This window comes from Chitinophaga sp. SVR4-12A (assembly GCF_056754765.1).
The window spans coordinates 3,360,240-3,378,137 of record NZ_JBPGWP010000001.1 but is presented as its reverse complement, the minus strand read 5'-3'; the positions used below and the strand labels follow the sequence as shown (position 1 = coordinate 3,378,137).

Annotated in this window: 18 protein-coding genes and 1 tRNA gene; 7 read left to right on the top strand and 12 right to left on the bottom strand. The window is 48.0% G+C overall.

The genetic code is table 11. The features are described from left to right. Nucleotides 1–10: 10 nt before the first annotated feature. From ACR9Y8_RS13745 to ACR9Y8_RS13735, 3 genes are read right to left on the bottom strand one after another with little or no spacing between them, the layout of a single operon-like run. A complete protein-coding gene (locus ACR9Y8_RS13745; protein ID WP_481213815.1) occupies nucleotides 11–1,618 on the bottom strand; it encodes a T9SS type A sorting domain-containing protein in 1,608 nt (535 codons plus the stop codon). Continuing rightward, nucleotides 1,618–2,901, bottom strand: coding sequence for a hypothetical protein (locus ACR9Y8_RS13740; protein WP_481213814.1), 1,284 nt, complete (start codon nucleotides 2,899–2,901; stop codon nucleotides 1,618–1,620). The genes ACR9Y8_RS13745 and ACR9Y8_RS13740 overlap by 1 nt, the downstream gene beginning before the upstream one ends. A 17-nt stretch (nucleotides 2,902–2,918) precedes the next feature. After that, nucleotides 2,919–4,478 (bottom strand): autotransporter outer membrane beta-barrel domain-containing protein, encoded by a 1,560-nt coding sequence (locus ACR9Y8_RS13735; RefSeq protein WP_481213813.1) that lies wholly within the window; start codon nucleotides 4,476–4,478, stop codon nucleotides 2,919–2,921. Between the two features lie 519 nt (nucleotides 4,479–4,997). On the opposite strand from ACR9Y8_RS13735, the gene ACR9Y8_RS13730 reads away from it, so the two are divergent. From ACR9Y8_RS13730 to ACR9Y8_RS13710, 5 genes are all read left to right on the top strand, one after another. Beyond that, nucleotides 4,998–5,780 (top strand): DUF1223 domain-containing protein, encoded by a 783-nt coding sequence (locus tag ACR9Y8_RS13730; RefSeq protein ID WP_481213812.1) that lies wholly within the window; start codon nucleotides 4,998–5,000, stop codon nucleotides 5,778–5,780. 119 nt (nucleotides 5,781–5,899) lie between these two features. After that, nucleotides 5,900–6,334 carry an organic hydroperoxide resistance protein gene (locus ACR9Y8_RS13725; RefSeq protein ID WP_481213811.1) on the top strand — a complete coding sequence of 145 codons (435 nt, stop codon included), beginning with the start codon at nucleotides 5,900–5,902 and terminating at the stop codon, nucleotides 6,332–6,334. A 61-nt stretch (nucleotides 6,335–6,395) separates the two neighbouring features. Beyond that, complete coding sequence (locus tag ACR9Y8_RS13720) at nucleotides 6,396–7,415, top strand: sensor histidine kinase (protein ID WP_481213810.1); 1,020 nt, start codon at nucleotides 6,396–6,398, stop codon at nucleotides 7,413–7,415. Further along, the gene (locus tag ACR9Y8_RS13715; protein WP_481213809.1) at nucleotides 7,396–8,157 is read left to right on the top strand and encodes a LytR/AlgR family response regulator transcription factor; all 762 of its coding nucleotides are present in this window, start codon (nucleotides 7,396–7,398) and stop codon (nucleotides 8,155–8,157) included. Before ACR9Y8_RS13720 ends, ACR9Y8_RS13715 begins: the two co-directional genes overlap by 20 nt. An 11-nt stretch (nucleotides 8,158–8,168) precedes the next feature. Further along, nucleotides 8,169–8,615: a GNAT family N-acetyltransferase gene (locus ACR9Y8_RS13710; protein ID WP_481213808.1), complete on the top strand. Its 447-nt coding sequence runs from the start codon at nucleotides 8,169–8,171 to the stop codon at nucleotides 8,613–8,615. On the opposite strand, the gene ACR9Y8_RS13705 is transcribed toward ACR9Y8_RS13710, so the two are convergent. From ACR9Y8_RS13705 to ACR9Y8_RS13685, 5 genes are all read right to left on the bottom strand, one after another. Beyond that, nucleotides 8,616–9,536, bottom strand: coding sequence for a mechanosensitive ion channel family protein (locus ACR9Y8_RS13705; RefSeq protein WP_481213807.1), 921 nt, complete (start codon nucleotides 9,534–9,536; stop codon nucleotides 8,616–8,618). 25 nt (nucleotides 9,537–9,561) lie between these two features. Continuing rightward, entirely contained in the window at nucleotides 9,562–10,212 is a 651-nt protein-coding gene (locus ACR9Y8_RS13700) for a hypothetical protein (RefSeq protein WP_481213806.1), read from the bottom strand. A 62-nt stretch (nucleotides 10,213–10,274) separates the two neighbouring features. Further along, nucleotides 10,275–11,225: a helix-turn-helix domain-containing protein gene (locus ACR9Y8_RS13695; protein ID WP_481213805.1), complete on the bottom strand. Its 951-nt coding sequence runs from the start codon at nucleotides 11,223–11,225 to the stop codon at nucleotides 10,275–10,277. Between the two features lie 64 nt (nucleotides 11,226–11,289). Next, complete coding sequence (locus tag ACR9Y8_RS13690; protein WP_481213804.1) at nucleotides 11,290–11,667, bottom strand: nuclear transport factor 2 family protein; 378 nt, start codon at nucleotides 11,665–11,667, stop codon at nucleotides 11,290–11,292. A 128-nt stretch (nucleotides 11,668–11,795) separates the two neighbouring features. Then, nucleotides 11,796–11,867: transfer RNA gene (locus ACR9Y8_RS13685), tRNA-Glu, on the bottom strand. 129 nt (nucleotides 11,868–11,996) lie between these two features. On the opposite strand from ACR9Y8_RS13685, the gene ACR9Y8_RS13680 reads away from it, so the two are divergent. Both ACR9Y8_RS13680 and ACR9Y8_RS13675 read left to right on the top strand, forming a co-directional pair. Further along, a complete protein-coding gene (locus ACR9Y8_RS13680; RefSeq protein ID WP_481213803.1) occupies nucleotides 11,997–13,499 on the top strand; it encodes a GDSL-type esterase/lipase family protein in 1,503 nt (500 codons plus the stop codon). Between the two features lie 121 nt (nucleotides 13,500–13,620). Continuing rightward, nucleotides 13,621–14,511: a ChbG/HpnK family deacetylase gene (locus tag ACR9Y8_RS13675; RefSeq protein ID WP_481213802.1), complete on the top strand. Its 891-nt coding sequence runs from the start codon at nucleotides 13,621–13,623 to the stop codon at nucleotides 14,509–14,511. Nucleotides 14,512–14,628: 117 nt separating this feature from the next. Here the strand turns inward: ACR9Y8_RS13675 and ACR9Y8_RS13670 are convergent, their stop codons facing one another. The 4 genes from ACR9Y8_RS13670 to ACR9Y8_RS13655 all read right to left on the bottom strand — a co-directional run bounded on the left by ACR9Y8_RS13670 (nucleotide 14,629) and on the right by ACR9Y8_RS13655 (nucleotide 17,891). Beyond that, nucleotides 14,629–15,498 (bottom strand): MBL fold metallo-hydrolase, encoded by an 870-nt coding sequence (locus tag ACR9Y8_RS13670; RefSeq protein WP_481213801.1) that lies wholly within the window; start codon nucleotides 15,496–15,498, stop codon nucleotides 14,629–14,631. Nucleotides 15,499–15,528: 30 nt separating this feature from the next. After that, a complete protein-coding gene (locus ACR9Y8_RS13665; RefSeq protein ID WP_481213800.1) occupies nucleotides 15,529–16,101 on the bottom strand; it encodes a DUF417 family protein in 573 nt (190 codons plus the stop codon). 67 nt (nucleotides 16,102–16,168) lie between these two features. Further along, entirely contained in the window at nucleotides 16,169–17,026 is an 858-nt protein-coding gene (locus ACR9Y8_RS13660; protein ID WP_481213799.1) for a helix-turn-helix domain-containing protein, read from the bottom strand. Nucleotides 17,027–17,069: 43 nt separating this feature from the next. Beyond that, nucleotides 17,070–17,891 (bottom strand): alpha/beta hydrolase, encoded by an 822-nt coding sequence (locus tag ACR9Y8_RS13655; protein ID WP_481213798.1) that lies wholly within the window; start codon nucleotides 17,889–17,891, stop codon nucleotides 17,070–17,072. Nucleotides 17,892–17,898: the final 7 nt, after the last annotated feature.

The window sequence follows — 17,898 nt, the reverse complement described above, 5'->3', positions numbered from 1 at the left end:
TTGCAGGCCTTTAGTTGGCAATGATCTCGATCTTGGTATGATTCACCACCTGGTTATTATCCTCCGTATCATAGAAAGTAAGGATGTACATACCCGCAGGGAGATTGGTTTTTGATACATACGTATCTGTACCGTCCAGCATCCGCTCGTCCTGTTTCCTGCCCAGCATATCATACATGACCATGCGCAGCTTGTGATGTACGCCGAAAGTTGTTACGCGGAAGCGGCCATCGTTGGGATTGGGCGATACGGTGATCTGGATGAGCCAGGGCACTTTCCGGATAATACTGTAATGGATCTTGCCGTCTTTACCGAATATTTTCAGGCGGTAATAGGTCCAGTTATCATAGAGGTCGTCATCCCTGTAAGAGTAAGACTGTGGCGTATTGCTGGTGCCGCTCAGGGTATAGGGCGCTATCCGGGCCACGGTGTAGAAGCTGTCTTCTGTTTCCCGCCGCCGCTGCAATTCATAGCGCAGCAGGTTGAGCTCTTTGCTGGTGCGCCAGCGGGTACCTACCCAGCGGATCGTTTCACGGTAAGCTTCAAAGAAGAGCGATACATCAGAATAAGGCGCGTTGTAGGCAGCGGCAGTGAGATAGGTGCTCTTTTCCAGTCCGTCATGAAAGGTTCGGCGGTTGATATAAGTACTGCGCACCGGCGTGCCGTTGGTAAACACGCCCGGACCGGAAAGCCCGGCTGGTGGTAAAGTATCCCAGCCCACGCCATCCACATAACGGCTTACATAGCTGCTGTCGCGGTTGGCGGCAAAAGCGGCGCCTTCATCTTCCACCTGGTGCTGTATCCATACGGTAACATCATTCCGGGTGGCTGCATCCTGTTCCACATTCCAGGTTTTCCGCACATAGTCCATTGAATTGGTATTGCCGGATACGGCATATTGGTAAACACTGTCAAACACCCTTACATGGATATCCGCCGGGTCGCCGCTGTTGCTTCTCAGTGCCAGTGGCGAATAACTGTTGGTGCTGGTCCCCAGTGGAAATATCACCATGCTGTCTGCCGTACCGATATGCTCCCTGTACAGGGAGCCTCCACCCGGCGTTGAGCCGGTAACCACAAAACGTTGATCAGAATAGCCGGTGATATTTCCGGGGTACCTTTCTCCTATAACCAGGTTCCATCCGTTCAATAAAATATGTCCTGTTTCAAAGTGTAGTGTATATCTTACTTTAAGATCGCTGAGATCTTCCAGGTAGATCCCGTCTTTGTTGCCCACGCTCAGCTTGGGAAAACTGGCGCCTGTTTTTGCGCTTACATTGTAACCGCCATATATGTACTGCGCTCCGGGGTTAGTACCCTTTGGCTGCAGAAAGCGGAACACCCCGCCCATATCCTGCAGTGTGCTGTTGTTATAATCATTGTCATCCGGCAGCGCCGCCTCATTACCATTCTCCCATTTAGTGCCATAAAAATTGATCACACTGCCGTTCAGTGAACCAAAGTGGCCATCATTCTTTACGTTGCTGAAAATAGCCACCGTGTCTTTCCTGTGAACGGCAATACTTCCTCCCGCAGGGATGTACACCCCTGTTTGCGCAAGACAAAGCGGGCTTCCCAGTATGAGCCAGCAGGCAATATGGAATAATAAAGCCTTCATCACGGATTGATAATGGTTACATCAAATGTTACGCTTCCAAGTCGCTGATTGCCTCCGGTGCCAGCTCCCGTATTGATAAAATTGATGGTAATGGTATTGGCGGCGCTTATAAAAGCATATGCTATTGCCAGTCCTTGTGGAAGTGCCGTTCTCGGGTTTACAATTACAGACGCGTTCAAATTGGCGCCTGTAACTGTAGCTGTTTTTGTAAGGCTTACTGTTGTTGTGATATTCGTTGCATTATCAGAAAGCGCAAAATTTGATTTGATCATGCTGCTCATCACGGTACCCGCCGCGCCCAATTTGAAAGTGCCGCCTACGTCCAGTTTAGCAGTGGGGTTGGTGTTGGCAATGCCCACATCTCCTGTACCGTCTATCCGCATGGCTTCATTGGTAGTGGCAGTACCCCCGGTAAAAAATATCAGGTTCCTGGCGCTGCTGGCATTACCAATGGTAAAGTCATTTGCTGTAGCATACAGGTAGGCGGTATTGGTGCCTCCATATATCACGGCCTGGCTGTAACCGCCGGAAGTAACACCCATCGCAGTAAAGTTTTTAGTGCTGCTGCCGTTATTGGCGTAGGCAATAATATCCGTTCTTGCGCTCTGTCCCCCATGAACATTAGTAATGCTAAACTGCAGGTTGTTGTTGATGCTGCCCGTTGCGCGGATCACGTTCAAAGAGGTGGAAGTACCATTATCTACCAGCAAACGTTCAGGATTCGTTCCGTTGAATGTGCTGCTTCCTATGCCCACGCTGCCGCTGCTGCTGATACGCATCTTTTCCGTGTTATTGGTAATGAACGGCAGGTCAAAAGCAGTGGTGGTGCCCAGGGTTTGTAGCGCGCTGACTGCATTGCCACCCAGCAGCCAGGCGCCACCTGTGGAGGCAGAAGGAGACAAGGTGATGGTGCCGGTAACATTGTTGTAAGCCAGACCGCTGCCCGTATTGATCAGGGACCGCGCCTTCAGGTAAAAATTGGCGATGTCGGTAGTGTCTATCGCGAAGAGTTGTTTCTTCCATGCACCGCCACTGCGCACACGCAGGCTGCTATCCCCTTTAAAGAAAAGGATAGTGCCGTCTGGCGCAGTAGTGAGCGGTGCTTTCGTCGTATCTGTTATTCTCGTCAATAACAGTCCCTGTACGCCGCTTTCCAGTTCCAGTACCGCTGCCTTGTTGATAGTTGCCGGGTTACTCCCAAGCTTCAGCTGTTGGGCAAGCAGCAAGGGGGGTAGTAACAGCAGTAAAACTGCTGGCAGGATTGTTCTTAGTATTTTGCTCATAGCAGCTGCTTGAAAGGCTACTTCTTGATCACGTACCAGTCGGTTCCATCAGTCTGGAGCGTTACAAAAGTCCAGTCGTTATAGATGATGTAGTTGCTGTTGCCATCGATGGTTCCACCGGATGTGGTGATCGTTACTTCTTTATCTATACCGCCGCTGCCTATTTTCTTGATGGTGTACATGCGGCCTGCAATGGCGCCGGGGCTGGGCAGTGTAATGGTGAGGGCGCCGCCGCTGGCGTCTGCCAATACGGTATTATCGCCTGCATTCACCGTGTAGCTGGTGCTTACCTTGGTAAGGTTGGTAGCGACGGAACCGGTAACCTGAAAGGTGGAATTCGCTTTGGTGCCCTCCGCAACACCGACTGCAAGCGAGTCCCGAAAGCTTTTGTAACCGGCGAAGGTCTGGCCGCTGGTCAGGTTCATTACGCCTCTTACGGTGGTAGAAGCATCCGGTATGTTGATAACGGTCTGTGAAGAAGAGCTGCTGTCAATATTGATATCATTTACAGCACCGGGATCTTTACCGGTAACAAGTGTCTTAAAAGCATTTGCATCCAGTAGTTTTTTTACGATGGTACCATCGGTTTGCCGTATCAGTACATTATTACTGTCTGTTGGCGCTGCAGCCCCGATGGTGCTGATGATCAGTTTCCCGTCCAGCGTGGTATTACCTCCCACCTGTACATTGTTCTGGAAAGTTTTGTTACCGCCAAAGGTTTGGTTGCCCGCAGAAACGCCGCCTGGATTGGTTGCATCGGCAGCATGCAGGGTGAGGGTGCCGTTGTTAATGCTGACACCATTTGCATTCGGTGTGGCAGAGAACAAAGTTTGTAATATCTGGAACCTGGCGGATGAATCGAAGCGCAGCCAGTCTGCATAAGATAACAGACCGCGCGACGTAGTGCCATTCCCATTCTGTGTTGGAAGATTGAAAGTATGTACGCCCGTTGCCGAGTTGATGGTAAAGTCTTTTGTAACGGCACTGTCTATCGCAAAGGTTTGTACGGTATCCCGCAGCCCGTTTAGCGAGACGATGGCATTATTGAATGCAGATGCCGCCATGGTACGTTGTAACAGTTCTCCTGTTGCAGGGTCTATTACGATCACCTGCAGCTGATCGCTGCCTGTTGGAATGGTACCTGCAGCCACTGTAATATTTCCATTGGCCATAAAACGCATTCTTTCAGCATTGTTGGTCTTAAAGATCAATGCCTGCTGATCGGTGGTGCCCAGGAAGTTTTTGCTGGAATCAAGGCCGGCATTACCGATAGTGTTCCAGTTGCCATTATTGGCCACACTGTCTACAGACATTCTTTGCCATAAGCCATTCTTGCGGATAAAGAGGCTGGCAGAATCTGAAACATAAATGATCATACCGTCGGGAGCTGCATTTAACGGGGCTGCAGTCAGATTTACGCCTGGTATGCGGGGCAGCAAAAGGCCCTGGCGCGTGCTCTCCAGTTCCAGGATGGAAGATTTGTTGATCTGGCTGGGGTTGGAACCTACTTTTAGCTGGGCAAAAGCAGTAGCCGAGCTAAGTAAGCACAACATCACGACAATAATTCTACACTTCATAGCTTTTTGTTTGATAAAATGAATAAAGTCGAAACGGCATCAGTCGCTGAACAGATCAGGCAACCATGTTTGGTGGGATCATAAGAGCAGGTTTGGAATGGTAAACGGCCGTTTTCTTGCAGGCAGTACGAGCTCGCCCGTCATTGTGCACATGACTGTTGCGTCACCGGATCTCCGGTTGATCGGTCATACAACGTCAATAAATTAAAGGTGGAAGTTCATAAGAGGTGGCTATAGGGAAGTCATATTACTTTCAGTAGGTAGACTATCGGTATATGACAACATGAATACTAATATACGTAGCCCACTTGACATAAAAAAATAAATTTATAATACCTGAAAAGTACTCATATGTAAATGCACGCTGTCTCAGACCCTATCTGTCTGCAAAGTCCCTTAATTTTTTCGGAGTAGCGATATGCCGGGTTCAGGCGCCACTTTGTCCATTCAGGCAGGTAGTGCTTAATCTACGGTGCATGCTGTACATAGATTTGTATCATGAAATCAAAAACAGCAGATATGAGAACACTAATGATTATCGCCGGCCTGGCCGCTGTGCTGGTCGTATCGGCAGCATTTGTCAATATGCGTAATGAAAAAGCACTTAAAGATTTGAAAACAGCAAAAAACGGTAAAGGCTTCGCAGTAGTAGAGCTCTTCACTTCAGAAGGTTGCTCCAGCTGCCCGCCTGCAGACAAGTTCCTGGAAGAGCTCCAGGCAGACAACGCAAACAAAGAGATCTATCTCCTGGCTTTTCACGTAGACTACTGGGATCACCAGGGGTGGAAAGACCGCTTCAGCGATGCGGCGTATTCAAACAGGCAGGGCCAGTATGCACAATGGATGAACCTTAGAACCATCTACACACCGCAGATCGTAGTGAACGGCGCCTCAGAGTATGTAGGTTCCAATACAGGGGCTATCCTGCAGGCCATCTCTGCCGGGCTGGAGGAGCAGGCAACCGGCACATTGACGTTGAATGCCCGGAAAGATGGTAATAAACTGAATGTTGATTTTCAGCAAACGGGCAATGCAAAAGATGCGGAGCTGGTGTTGGCCCTGGTACAGCGCGCTGCGCAAAGCAATGTAAAAGCAGGTGAGAACTCAGGCAGAAAATTATCGCATGCACAGGTAGTACGCCGTATGCTGCGTTTCCCGCTCAGCACCGCTAAGAACAACGCCAGTATCCAGCTACCGGATGACTTTACTGAGAACGGCTGGGAACTGATCGGCCTTGTACAGGATAATAGCAACGGCCATATTACCGCTGCCGCCAGGTCTGATTTCCAGTCTGCTGATTGAGCCCTGAAAATGTCTGCTTCAGCGCTTACTTCGTCCGGCTGCCCGTCTGGCGCTTGCCTTCCGGCCCACAGCAGCCCTAATTTTACACCATCATTTAAAAACAAAAAAAATAAAAGTATATGTCACAAGCAATTAGTGCAACCAAAGCAACCAAAGTAATTTACACAGGTAAAACACATACCACAGGTGGACGGGATGGTCAATCCAAAAGTTCAGACGGTCGCCTGGATATTAAATTAACATCTCCCGGCGCGCATGGCGACGGCACCAACCCTGAACAGCTTTTCGCCGCCGGCTGGTCAGCTTGTTTCATCGGTGCGATAGGTATTGCTGCTGCCCAGAACAAAGTGAAGCTGCCTGCTGATCTGGCTGTTGATACTGAGATCGATCTGGTTTCAGGTGAGGATGGTTATTCCCTTCGCGCCCGTCTTAACGTCAGCCTGCCTGGTCTGGATGCTGAAGTGAGCCGTAAGCTGGTGGATCTCGCACACCAAACATGTCCGTATTCCAAATCTACCAGGGGTAATATTGATGTTACCATTAACCTGGTATAAACAGGCCCAACAAGATTTTTAGGTATAATATGCTGGTGATTCTTAGTTTTGAGCTAACTATATGAAAAAGAAAACATTTAAAGTTTCAGGCAGGTTAATTTGGCTTAGCTCAATTTTTCTGGGCGTCCTGGCTTCTGTACCTAAGATTGCTGAACATCACTTTAATCTTTACGAAGCAATAGTTAATTCTGCCGTTACATTCCTGTTCGCGCTTTTTGTATGGTATTACAATATCATCATATTTCCCGCTTATTCTTCGCGGAATGTTGCAGGAGGATTCTCTGTAATGCGGATGATCAAAAGCCTGCTGGTGGGATTAATAGTGATGTTCATCCTGGCCCTCATTCAGCAGTACCTGCTGACGCATCTGGACTTTGGCCCTGTAATGCTCATGGTAGAAGTGAGGGGCATCCTGATCAATTTAATGTTCTACCTGTTCCTTCATCTTTTGTACCAGGCCTATCTTAACCAGCAGGTGGGTATAGAGCTGGAACGCTCCAAAGGAGATAACCTGAGTGCACAGTATGAGTTGCTGAAACAACAGGTAAACCCGCACTTCCTTTTTAACAGTTTGAATACGCTCAAATACATGGTGGAAAGCGGGGATGCGCAAACAGTACCGTTTATTCTAAAACTTTCAGACTTCTACCGTTTCACGCTGGAAAGCCGTAAGCAAGACCTTATCAGGCTGTCAGAAGAGCTGGATATCCTGAATGCGTATATGTTCCTGTTAAAGGCACGTTTTGAGGAGGGCATCAATCTTTCTGTTAACATCAGTAAAGAGTATTATAACTCATTGATTCCGCCCTTTACACTCCAGCTGCTGATCGAAAATGCCATTAAGCATAATATCGTATCGCTTGATCGACCTTTGCAGATCAACCTGTATTCAGAGAATGGTTTTATTGTTGTTGAGAATACGCTGCAACTGAAAAAAACGCCGGAAGCTTCCACCGGATTGGGGCTCGAAAATATCAATCAGCGTTACACCCATCTGTTGGATAAGAAAGTAATCATCCAGCCTGCTGAAACATTGTTCACCGTAAAACTTCCTGTCATTCATGAAGGTCATCATCATTGAAGACGAATTGAAAGCCGCTAAGTCGCTGGCGGCCCTGATCGAAAAAACACGGCCCAATGCGGTGATCCTTGCACAACTGCAGAGCATCGAAAGTGCGGTGGACTACCTTTCCCGCAATGAAGCGCCCGACCTTATCTTTATGGATATACAGCTTTCAGACGGATTGAGCTTTGAAATTTTCAAGGCCGTAAAGATCCAATGCCCGGTGGTATTTTGTACCGCCTATGGAGAATACTCCATGGACGCGATCAAAGCCAACGGTGTAGACTACCTGTTAAAGCCTTTTTCCAAAGAAGACCTCGAGCAGGCCTTCGAAAAGGTGGAGAACTTTAAAAATTTCTTCCAGCAAAATACACAGCCGGACCTGGACGGATTATTAAAAAAGATAGGCCTGGACGAAGGAAAGAAGAGCTTCCTGGTATTTAAAGACAATAAGTACACGACGATACAAACAGACCAGATAGCGTTTTTCTATATCAGCTATGACTCTGCTACCATTAAGACCTTTGATGAGCAATCCTATTTCATCAGCCAGTCGCTGGACCAGGTGCAGGCCCTGGTATCCCCCAAACAATTCTTCAGGTTGAACCGTCAATACCTGATCAACTTCAGCGCCGTAAAAGAAGTGGAGCATTACTTTGCGAGGAAATTGCTGGTAAAGCTGGTGATCCCCAGTCCTGAGAAGCTATTGATCGGCAAGGAAAAGACCACTACTTTTTTAAGCTGGCTGGAGAACAGGTAATCAGTTATCACATGCAGATCATCCGCACATCATCAGGCCATGAAGACTTTCAACTGCTTGCCGGCCAGCTGGAACAGGAGCTGAGCATCAGAGACGGCGATGAGCATGAATACTACGCGCAGCTCAACCAGATCAGCGACATCCCGCAAGTGCTGCTTGTATATGAAGCAGGAAAGCCGGTGGGATGTGGCGCCATCCGGGCTTATGATGATGCTGCGGTGGAGGTCAAACGGATGTATGTGCAACTAGCCGCCAGAGGTAAAGGCATCGCTACTGCGATACTGCAGGAGCTGGAAAAATGGGCGCGGGAACTGGGATATAGCGCCTGCCTCCTGGAAACGGGCAGCAATCAGCCGGAGGCCATTGCGCTCTATCAAAAGCATCACTATCGGCAAATTCCAAAGTTTGGAAGGTATGTGGACAGTGCTAATAGTGTTTGTTTCAGGAAAGATTTGTAATTACTCCCGTGTGTTTTGTACTGCATCTTCATTGGCGTTCACCTCTCTACCCGAAAATGACAGGATACTGCTGTTCAGCAGGCGTCTTATTTTGCGCTCCGTTTCTTTATCCGGCCGCGGCATCAGGAACTGTACCTTGTAATGCACGGCGTCTTTCTTTATTTCCAGGATCTTTAGCGAGAAGCTGCTGTCTGTTATATTACTGGAGAAAGGAAGCAGTACCGCTTTCAGCTCTTTCTCGATCATTTCAGGAGAGGCGTGGTGTTTGAGGTCCAGTTCAAATTCTATGGTCAGCTTTTTAATGTTCTGTTTGCTCTGGTTGATCACCATAGAAGAAAAGATCACTGAATTGGGGATAAGCACGATATCGTCGTCCTCATTCTGGAGCACAACATTGACCAGTGTAATATCCAGCACTTTTCCGCGGTATTCATTCACTTTGATCTGATCGCCCAGCGACAATTGATCGGAGAACATAATGATCAGGCCATTGATCATATTAGTAATATAGTCTTTGGATAGGAGCGCAAATGCTGCCGCAGCTATGCTAAGGCTGAAGAACAGCTCGGATAGCTTTTGTCCAAAAAAGATCAGCAGCGCTACCAGGAAGAAAACGGTATTTAACACGGAGGTGATGCGGTTGATGCCCAGCACAAAATTATCGCGTGTCAGTTTCTGCAGGCGATGCTTTTGCAGGTACCAGAAGATGGTTACGATCCAGCCTACCGATATAAGCAGGTTAGCAGCCAGGAACATCGAAACGGCCCTGGTGGTCCGCTCCAGCCAATGGTACTTGTTAAACAAGTCCTGTTCAGTGAAGCTGAAGTACGTAAGCCCGAGATAGACCAGCAGCTTGATAATAAAAATAAGCACCTGGTTTCTGAGCTTCTTCCGGTTATAAGTGGCCTGGTCGATAAGCATGATATTAAAATTACAAAAAAAGGGCTCACTCCCTGTTTACTAGTTCTTCCGTTGGTGGGTAGGCGCTCATTGTAGTTGTCAGGTATTTTAACTGCCGCAGGGAAAGAATATGCAGTGTATAAGCGAGTGGAACCAGCAAACCAGGCAAATAAATTAAAGGGAATCTTGTCAGCAAAGAACTGTCGGGTTGGTTATGAAAAGCACGCAGCGGGCCTGGCATAGACAGTGCGGAAATACCGACAATATTGATCAGCAGCACGAGGCCTGTAATGTTGTATAATAACGCTATCACCGGAGGCCAGGACTTTCTCACAAAACAATAGTAACCAACCGGGAATGCCAGCAAGCCGCTGATAATGTCGAAATTGCGCCCCTCAAAGCTCATCTGTACAGGCAATGATCCATTGCGTACAAGTAACCACAATGCTATTTCTACCAGGATACGGAATGATTGCAGGTAGATCAGCCAATGCGGTTGAATATGCTGCAACAGCTGCTTACCCGCTCGTGAGCGAAGGAAGAGCAGCACTGCAGGTAAAGGTGGCAGCAAGGCCAGGGCCAGGCGCGGAGGCAGACGGGAAAAGTCGGCAAAAAAGCCACGTATGGATAATAGGCCAAGCAGTAGTAGCCAGGCAATAAGCACGACGGCAATCTTTCGAAAAGTGGATCTGGACATAATTAAATGGTATGTGGATACAAAGTTCTGAAGACTGGCGATCCGCCGGATAACCAAAATTGCTATTTTGACCCGAGCCGGTATTGGGTGGGATACAGTCCCGTTTTTTGAAAAAAGAGACGGCTGAATGACTGGCTATTATCAAATCCAATCAGGTCGGCGATGTCTGCTATGGAGATAAGGGGATTTGCGAGCAAGCCCCTGGCTTTTTCAATCCGGAGCTCCTGGATATATTGATAAGGTGACAGGCCATAGGCCTGACGGAATAATCTTAAAAAATGATATTTGGAAAGACAGGCTTCCGCTGCCAGTTCATCCAGGCTTACTGTTCCGCAACAGTCGGCACGGAGCACATCCATGGCACGGGAAAGGCGTTTGTAAAGCTCGATGCGGGTAGCTTTTCGTACAGGTGGCAGATTATTAACGATCCGGGCAATATGATGGTGCTGCTGCAAATGATAAGACAGGAGGGAAGTGAGCTGTTCCTCAAACCGGAGTTTGTTCGGCCCCGCTTCCTGCTGCGAGGTGAGGATGGACCGGATCAGGGCATTAAAGGTGGCATCCCTGCGGTGTAACTGGTTGAAGAACAAAACAGGCGATAATTGTTTTTCAGTGCCTGCATCCAGGATCCTGTGTGCGGGAGTGATAAGCGAATTCAATACCGATTCGCTGAAGAATTCCCCGAAATGAATATTAAAAGTTTCGGTGCTGCCGGAACCCTCTTCCACCTGGAGCGTATACAACTGCGAATGGTTACTGACAAAATAGTTGTCCTCGCCGACATGGGTAGTATGCCGGTCCACAGTGCAGAGACTATTGCCCCGTATATTCAGGAAAAAAGAAAAGGGACCTTTAATATCAGGACGGAAGCACTGGCTGACCTTCGTATGAATGATAACACTGGGAAAACCTTCGGTATCCAGCGGAAGATTTCCCCATCCCAGGCGGTTGCTGAAACCCTGGGCGATCTGGTGCTTCAACCAGCTGAGATCGGGAAACTCGTGGAAGATCATAGAAGAAAGTTACGACAAATCGCTTTTGCAGTTACCGCCTTCATAATATTTATCCAACAGCCTTTCACGGTAATTCCTGGCGATAGGAGACTTTATCCATGATCAGCCATTTTCCATCCAGCTTTACCAGGTTAAACCGGTCAATGAACCGAAAGGTGGCAAAAGTCAATTGCACGTGAGCCGACCCTGTGTCTCCGTCCCAGGTATATGAAAGGAGCGCTGGTTGGCATTCCTGTAATGCTGCCTGTGCAACCAGGTCCAGGTATTGCGGCAGCGCCCACTGAACCAACTTTCCGTCGATGATGGTCCTGATATATGCATCAGGGTGAAAGGCGCTCCGAAGCCTTTCGATGTCTTTTACAGGACGTCCTTGAAGATAATCGTTAAGGGTAAGCTGGATCAATTGCTTTTCCTCTTCCGGTCCGATTTTGCTTGCTTCCATAATTTTTGTTGTAAGGGTTATCGTATTGTTATAAAGCGCCAAAAGTATACTTGATTGGAGTTTGGCTAAGATGCCCGAAGTAATTGTTGTAAATACAAAACCCGCTCTCAGAGCGGGCGTTGCTTGTGTACCGCGTACGGGAATCGAACCCGTGATTCATCCGTGAAAGGGATGCGTCTTAACCCCTTGACCAACGCGGCGTTTTCATTTTTGGGATGACAAAAGTAATTAAAAGAAACCAAATACCAAATTTTTCAGAAAATTCCCCCTTTTTTTCCATAATTGCAGTGTCTGTAGCAGTATACTCAAAGTTGAAAATCCAGTAATACATGAATAGTAAAAAGTTCCACGGTCTCGCATTAGGGGCGTTGTTATCATTTCCATTGTGTTTATTTGCACAGCAAGCTTCCCGTACGGTATACGCCGTAAAAGGTACGGATACGCTCTGGTTTGATCATTACCAGCCCCGTATTGCCTCCAATGGAATCTCCGTACTCTTCGTACATGGCGGAGGCTTTACCGGTGGCGACCCTGCAGGGCAGGCGCCTTTTGCCGAAGGCTTGTCGAAGATGGGCTACAACATCTTTGTAATCAAATACCGCCTGTATCTCAAAGGCAAAAGCTTTGGCTGCGAAACGGCCCTGCCCGAAAAGATGAAAGCCATTCGCCTGGCAGTAGAAGATACCTGGGATGCAACTAATTACTTACGCCAACATGCTTCCACATTACAGGTAGATACTACAAAGCTCTTCCTGGCTGGCAGCAGTGCCGGTGCTGAAACCGTGCTGAACCTGGTATTTAATCCCTTTGTAAAGGCAGCGGATACTACTTATAAGACTTTTCGCTACGCCGGCGTCATGTCATTCGCCGGCGCCGTGCTCGATATGAACCGGGTATATGCCAAACCGGCGCTACCTTTGCTGATGATGCACGGCACCGCCGATCAGCTGGTGCCTTATGCCACTGCCGGGCACCACTATTGCGACGCTACCGCCCCGGGCTGGGTGATCATGTCCGGTTCTTATACCCTCTTCACCGAAATGCAGAAAAAGAACCTGCCGGTAACATTATATACGTATGAAGGCAAGGGACATGAGGTAAGCGGTTACATGGCCCGCAAGTTCAAAGAGATGGATAATTTCATGCAGAACGCCATCCAGGGCAAAGAGCAGGTGCCGCTGCACATTATAGAAAAAGCAGAAAGCACAGCCGGTGTGCAGCAATATGATACAACTTACAGCACTACCTATTACCGCCAGAAAGTATCCCAATTCAGGCTTATCCCGGATACCGAAACAGGCGAGATCATTTTCCTGGGCGACAGCATTACTGACTTTGCGGAATGGGCCGACCTGTTCAAGAATAATAAGCTGAAGAACCGCGGCATCAGCGGCGACAGAACCCGGGGCATCCTGAACCGCCTGGATGAAGTGATCAACCGGAAGCCCGCAAAAGTCTTCATCATGATCGGCATCAATGATATTGCGGCCAATATACCGGATAGTGTGATCATTCAAAACTATACAACCATCATCCAAAGGCTGCGTACCGCTTTGCCTACCGCTGGTATCTATATAGAAAGCATTCTGCCCACTAACGGCACATTTCCCGAATTTCCGCGCCACCAGCGTAAAGAGGAACATATCAATGCAATCAATACTTACCTGCAGCAGCTGGCCCGCGAACAGCGCTGCACTTACGTGGATCTTTATCACGCGCTGCTCGACAGCGAAGGCCGCCTGAATAAACAATACACTAATGACGGTTTGCACCTTACCGGTGATGGATACCTGGTGTGGAAAAAATTGTTGCTGGATAAAAAATATTTGTAAGGAAGATCATGATAATAGCGGAAAAGCTGCCTGCAAAGGCGGCTTTTTTTGTTATATAATGCCGTAGATTTTTATTACTTTGTTTTACCGAGCACTATTTAAAACCACTAACACGTTCATCATGAAAAAACAACTGTGCTTTTGCCTGTTCTTCCTCTGCTTATTCCACCATGCATCAAACGCCCAGCAACAGGCTCCGCAGGTGCTGCTGCGCCTGGACGATAACGGGATGAATCATGCCGTTACCACCGCCATAAAACAGGTGGCTGCAACAGGCATTCCTTTCTCCAGTTCTGTCATGTTTGCCTGTCCCTGGTATCAGGAAGCCGTAGAAGTATTGAAGCAATACCCCAATGTATCAGTAGGCGTTCACCTCACGCTGAACAGCGAATGGAAATATTACCGCTGGGGGCCTGTATCAGGCAGAACCGCCGTGCCAAGCCTCGTTGACAGCAATGGATATTTCCTGCCTTCCACCAAAGAATTCCTGGATAGCCACTATCAACTCGATGATGTAAAGAAAGAGCTGGCCGCACAGATAGAACGCGCGTTGCATTCCGGTCTGAAAATAGACTATGTGGATTACCACATGGGCACTGCAGTTTCTACCCCTGAGCTACGCGCCGTTGTAGAAGAGCTGGCAAAGCAATACCAACTGGGTATTTCAAGATATTTTGGCGAGAACTATCAAACAATGTTTGATGTGTCTTATGAAGCAAAGAAGCAGGAATTCTTTAAACGTCTTGGCAGCCTGCAGCCAAACAAAGTGAACCTCATCGTCATGCACGTAGCAGAGGCCACTCCTGAAATGAACGCCCTGATAGATATGAATAATAAAGACCAGCATTCTGCCGCCAAGCCTTTAGTGGCTATGCACCGTTCTGCAGAATTAAGCGTGCTGCTGTCTCCTGAATTTAAGCAAAAGGTGAAAAGCGGGGCTGTAAAACTGCTTACCTATAAAGACCTGGTACAACAGCAAGGCCTGGACGCCATGAAAGCGCCTGCCCAATAAATTACACAGGCCACCGCTTTACGCTGCTTATTGTTCTTCTATGATCTTTATGCCCCAGGGCTCCAGCGCCATTGTGCTATCCGCCGCATAAGGGTATTTTCTCTCATCAGTATACTACTAAAGCTTCGCGGTTTTACCTGTTTCCAGGATATGCAGGCGATCGCTAAACGGGGTAGAAGACATGGTGAGCTTCAGCACAGCAATGGGCTCAACGTACATAGAAAAGGTGGAATGATGTACGGGGATGATGGCGGCTGGGTTCAGGACCTTTGCCAGGTGCAGGCAATCCACCCAGTTCATGCCTCTCCGTCCCAGGTCACCGTCAGCGCCTACTGCGCCCATATCGGGGATCATCAGGTCAATCTTTCCATACCTGGTAAAGCTGTTCATCTCATTGAACCACACCGTATCACCGGTCCAGTATACCCGGTAAAGTTCTTCACCGCTGCGATATTCTATAATATAGCCGTTCCCCTTTCCTAAAGCGGTATGCAAGGGCTCATTCAACGCGTGAACAGTTTTCACGGCAATGATCTTCAGGTTTTCATTTCCTTTCGTCATTGTCAGGCTGTCGCCCCAGCTCAGGCCATTAATATCATTAAATCCCCAGCCGCTGAAAACATCGTGGCTCTCTGCCGGGCCAATTAAATGCAAACCTTTATCCAGCTTATCTATCGCATACTTATCTATATGGTCGGCATGCGGATGGCTGACAAGCAATAAGTCGATATGGGCCATGTCAAATGATGCAGGAGCAATCAGCCTGGTAATGGGGGCATTCATCTGCCCGGTGCCCGGATGTTGCTTAATGATAAAAGCAGAATCGCCTTTCGGGCTGAGCATGGGGTCGGTGAGTATTTTAAAGCTGCCAAGCTGCAATACATAGGTAGGACCGCCAATCCATTGCATCGTTTTGCGGCTTTGTGCATTTGCCATCTGCAGACCTGCGGTCAGCAGGAGTATTGGTAGCATTTTAAGGTATTTCATGTTTGAGAATTTTAGGCTGTTTGGGAAGATTTATTTGGAGCCTTTTTGACGGTTCAGGTAAAGCCTGGCAGTTTCGCTCGCAGTAATAATGGCGCCGCCAAGGATCACCAGGTCTTTAATGACCAGGCGGCCACGGCCAGACAGATAAGGAAATCCCCATTGGGCGTCTCCTAAATGAGGCACCCAGCTCTCCGGCGTGGTGATCAGAAATGAGAGCGTGCCCAGGGTAAGTACCGCAATCAGCAAACTGGCGATCATGCTGGGTAGTGGCGCTACCTTATATAAAGCGGTAAGTACTGCAAGCGTGATCAGGAATATACCCAGGCCTTTTGAAAAGCCATAAGTGTTATTCTCGGTATGCCATTGATGGTTGGCGGCAATCAGTTCACCTTCTTTATTCATATGCGTTTTATAATCATGGGGATGATGATAGAAAAACGACATAAAAGGGCTGTTGGCCACAAAAGGCACTATACCGTCGGCCTCGTAAGTGAAGAATTTGAGCCCGCCTATCCAGAGAAAAACTACTACTATGCCAAAACGGATAGCTTTCTTGCCAAATTGGTCGAGATTTGCAATACTCTTGATGATGGATGTTTTCATGATGTAGTAAATTGACACAACGAAGCTACATCAGCGGGCTACCACCTGCCATGGACGATAAAAGCGATTACTTGGACAAATCTGCCACGATGGATATGCCGGTTTTATTGCGGAAGGTTTGGGGAGATACTTTCGTCACCTTTTTAAAAAAGCGGCTGAAATAAAACTCGTCCTCAAATTTCAATGCATAGGCAATTTCTTTGATGCTTAGCTGGGTTAAATGCAATTGCTTTTTGGCTTCCAGCACGATCCTTTCCTGTATTAACTGCGAAGGTGTTTTCTTAAAATACCGGCTGCAGCGTTTAGTAAAATTGTTGGGCGACATGTTCAGCAGTTGCGCGTAATCATTGGGCTTATGCAGGCTGAGATAGTGCTGCTCCAAAAGCGTCCTGAACTGCTCCATCTGTTCGTCCCTTTCCTTTGGCTCCTTATGCTCTTCGATCAATTTGATCTTGATACTGCTTGACTTAGCCAGGAAGAGCTGCAGATATGCGCGGAGCACGATCTCCGCGGGTGAATCCTGTTTGAATTCCTCATCGATATCGTTGAGCAGCTTGGCAAACACGTGGGTATCCTTATGTGTTAAGACCACACAAGGCTGGCGGTAAACATTGTTAAACAACAGCCCGTTACAGGCCACCTCGCTGCTATGGTACTCGATACAATAAAAATCACCATGGAACTGCAACATGGTGACCGGAGCGGCCTGCTCCTGCTCGATATAAATAACCTGTAAAGGGGTTGAAAATAATATAACCGGCCCATTATAATGAAAGGCGCCAAAATCGGCATGGTAGATGCCTTCACCTTCCGGTATAAACAATATGGTGTATTCAGCAAATTGCGCGGGCGTGCGCAGTTGATCTGTATCTGTTTTTTTTAATGCAAGTAGATATTCCCCGTCTCTTGAAAATACTTCCTTCATGGCTGTATGGTGCTAATAGCCTTTCAAAGATCGGGATTGCCATTTAAATTTTTGCTACAAACGCTGCCATTTCGTTCAATGCCTGCTGTGATGCAGGGGTGCTAATGTCCATGAATGGCCATACGTGCTGTTCTCCCTCAAACAGCTTCAATTCCGCTTTAACACCGGCATCTGAGAACCGCTGATGCAGGATGATCGAATCATCCTCCAGTATCTCCGCAGTGCCGCATAAAATGAGCGCCGGCGGTAATCCTCCCAGGTCTGCATTTACTGGCGACAAATGAGGATTGGATAGCGCTTGCTCACCAGCATAAAATTTTGCTGCCATCATTAAATACTCCCTGCTCAACGTTTTCTCCCTGGCACTGTTGCGGGTAAAGCTATCATTTTTACATTCAAGGTCTACCCAGGGTGAGATCGTAATGCTGTATTGCGGCATATGTCCCTTCATCTCCTTTAATGTAAGCTGGGTAGCAAAGGTCAGATTTCCGCCCGCACTATCGGCAATAATGCCAAAGCGGCCATTGGGATGCTCCTGGCAGTAGCTTGTAATGACGCTTACGCAATCCTTTAAGCCAGCGGGGAACGGATGTTCAGGGGCCAGGCGGTAATCAATCATCAGTACGGCCCGCTGCAGTTTTTGTGCAATATGGCTCACCAGGGGGATATGACTATTGACTGATCCAAGGATAAAGCCCCCGCCATGGATGTAAACAATAATATCATCTTCAGCCGCATTGCCGGGTTTTAGCCAGGTGCAGGGCACTCCGGCGATCCTGCTGTCTTTCCTGGTAATGTTTGTAGCGATTTCATATTGATTACCGAGCTGCTCATAGCCCGCGCGTCCTTCATCCAGATTATACATAGTATTG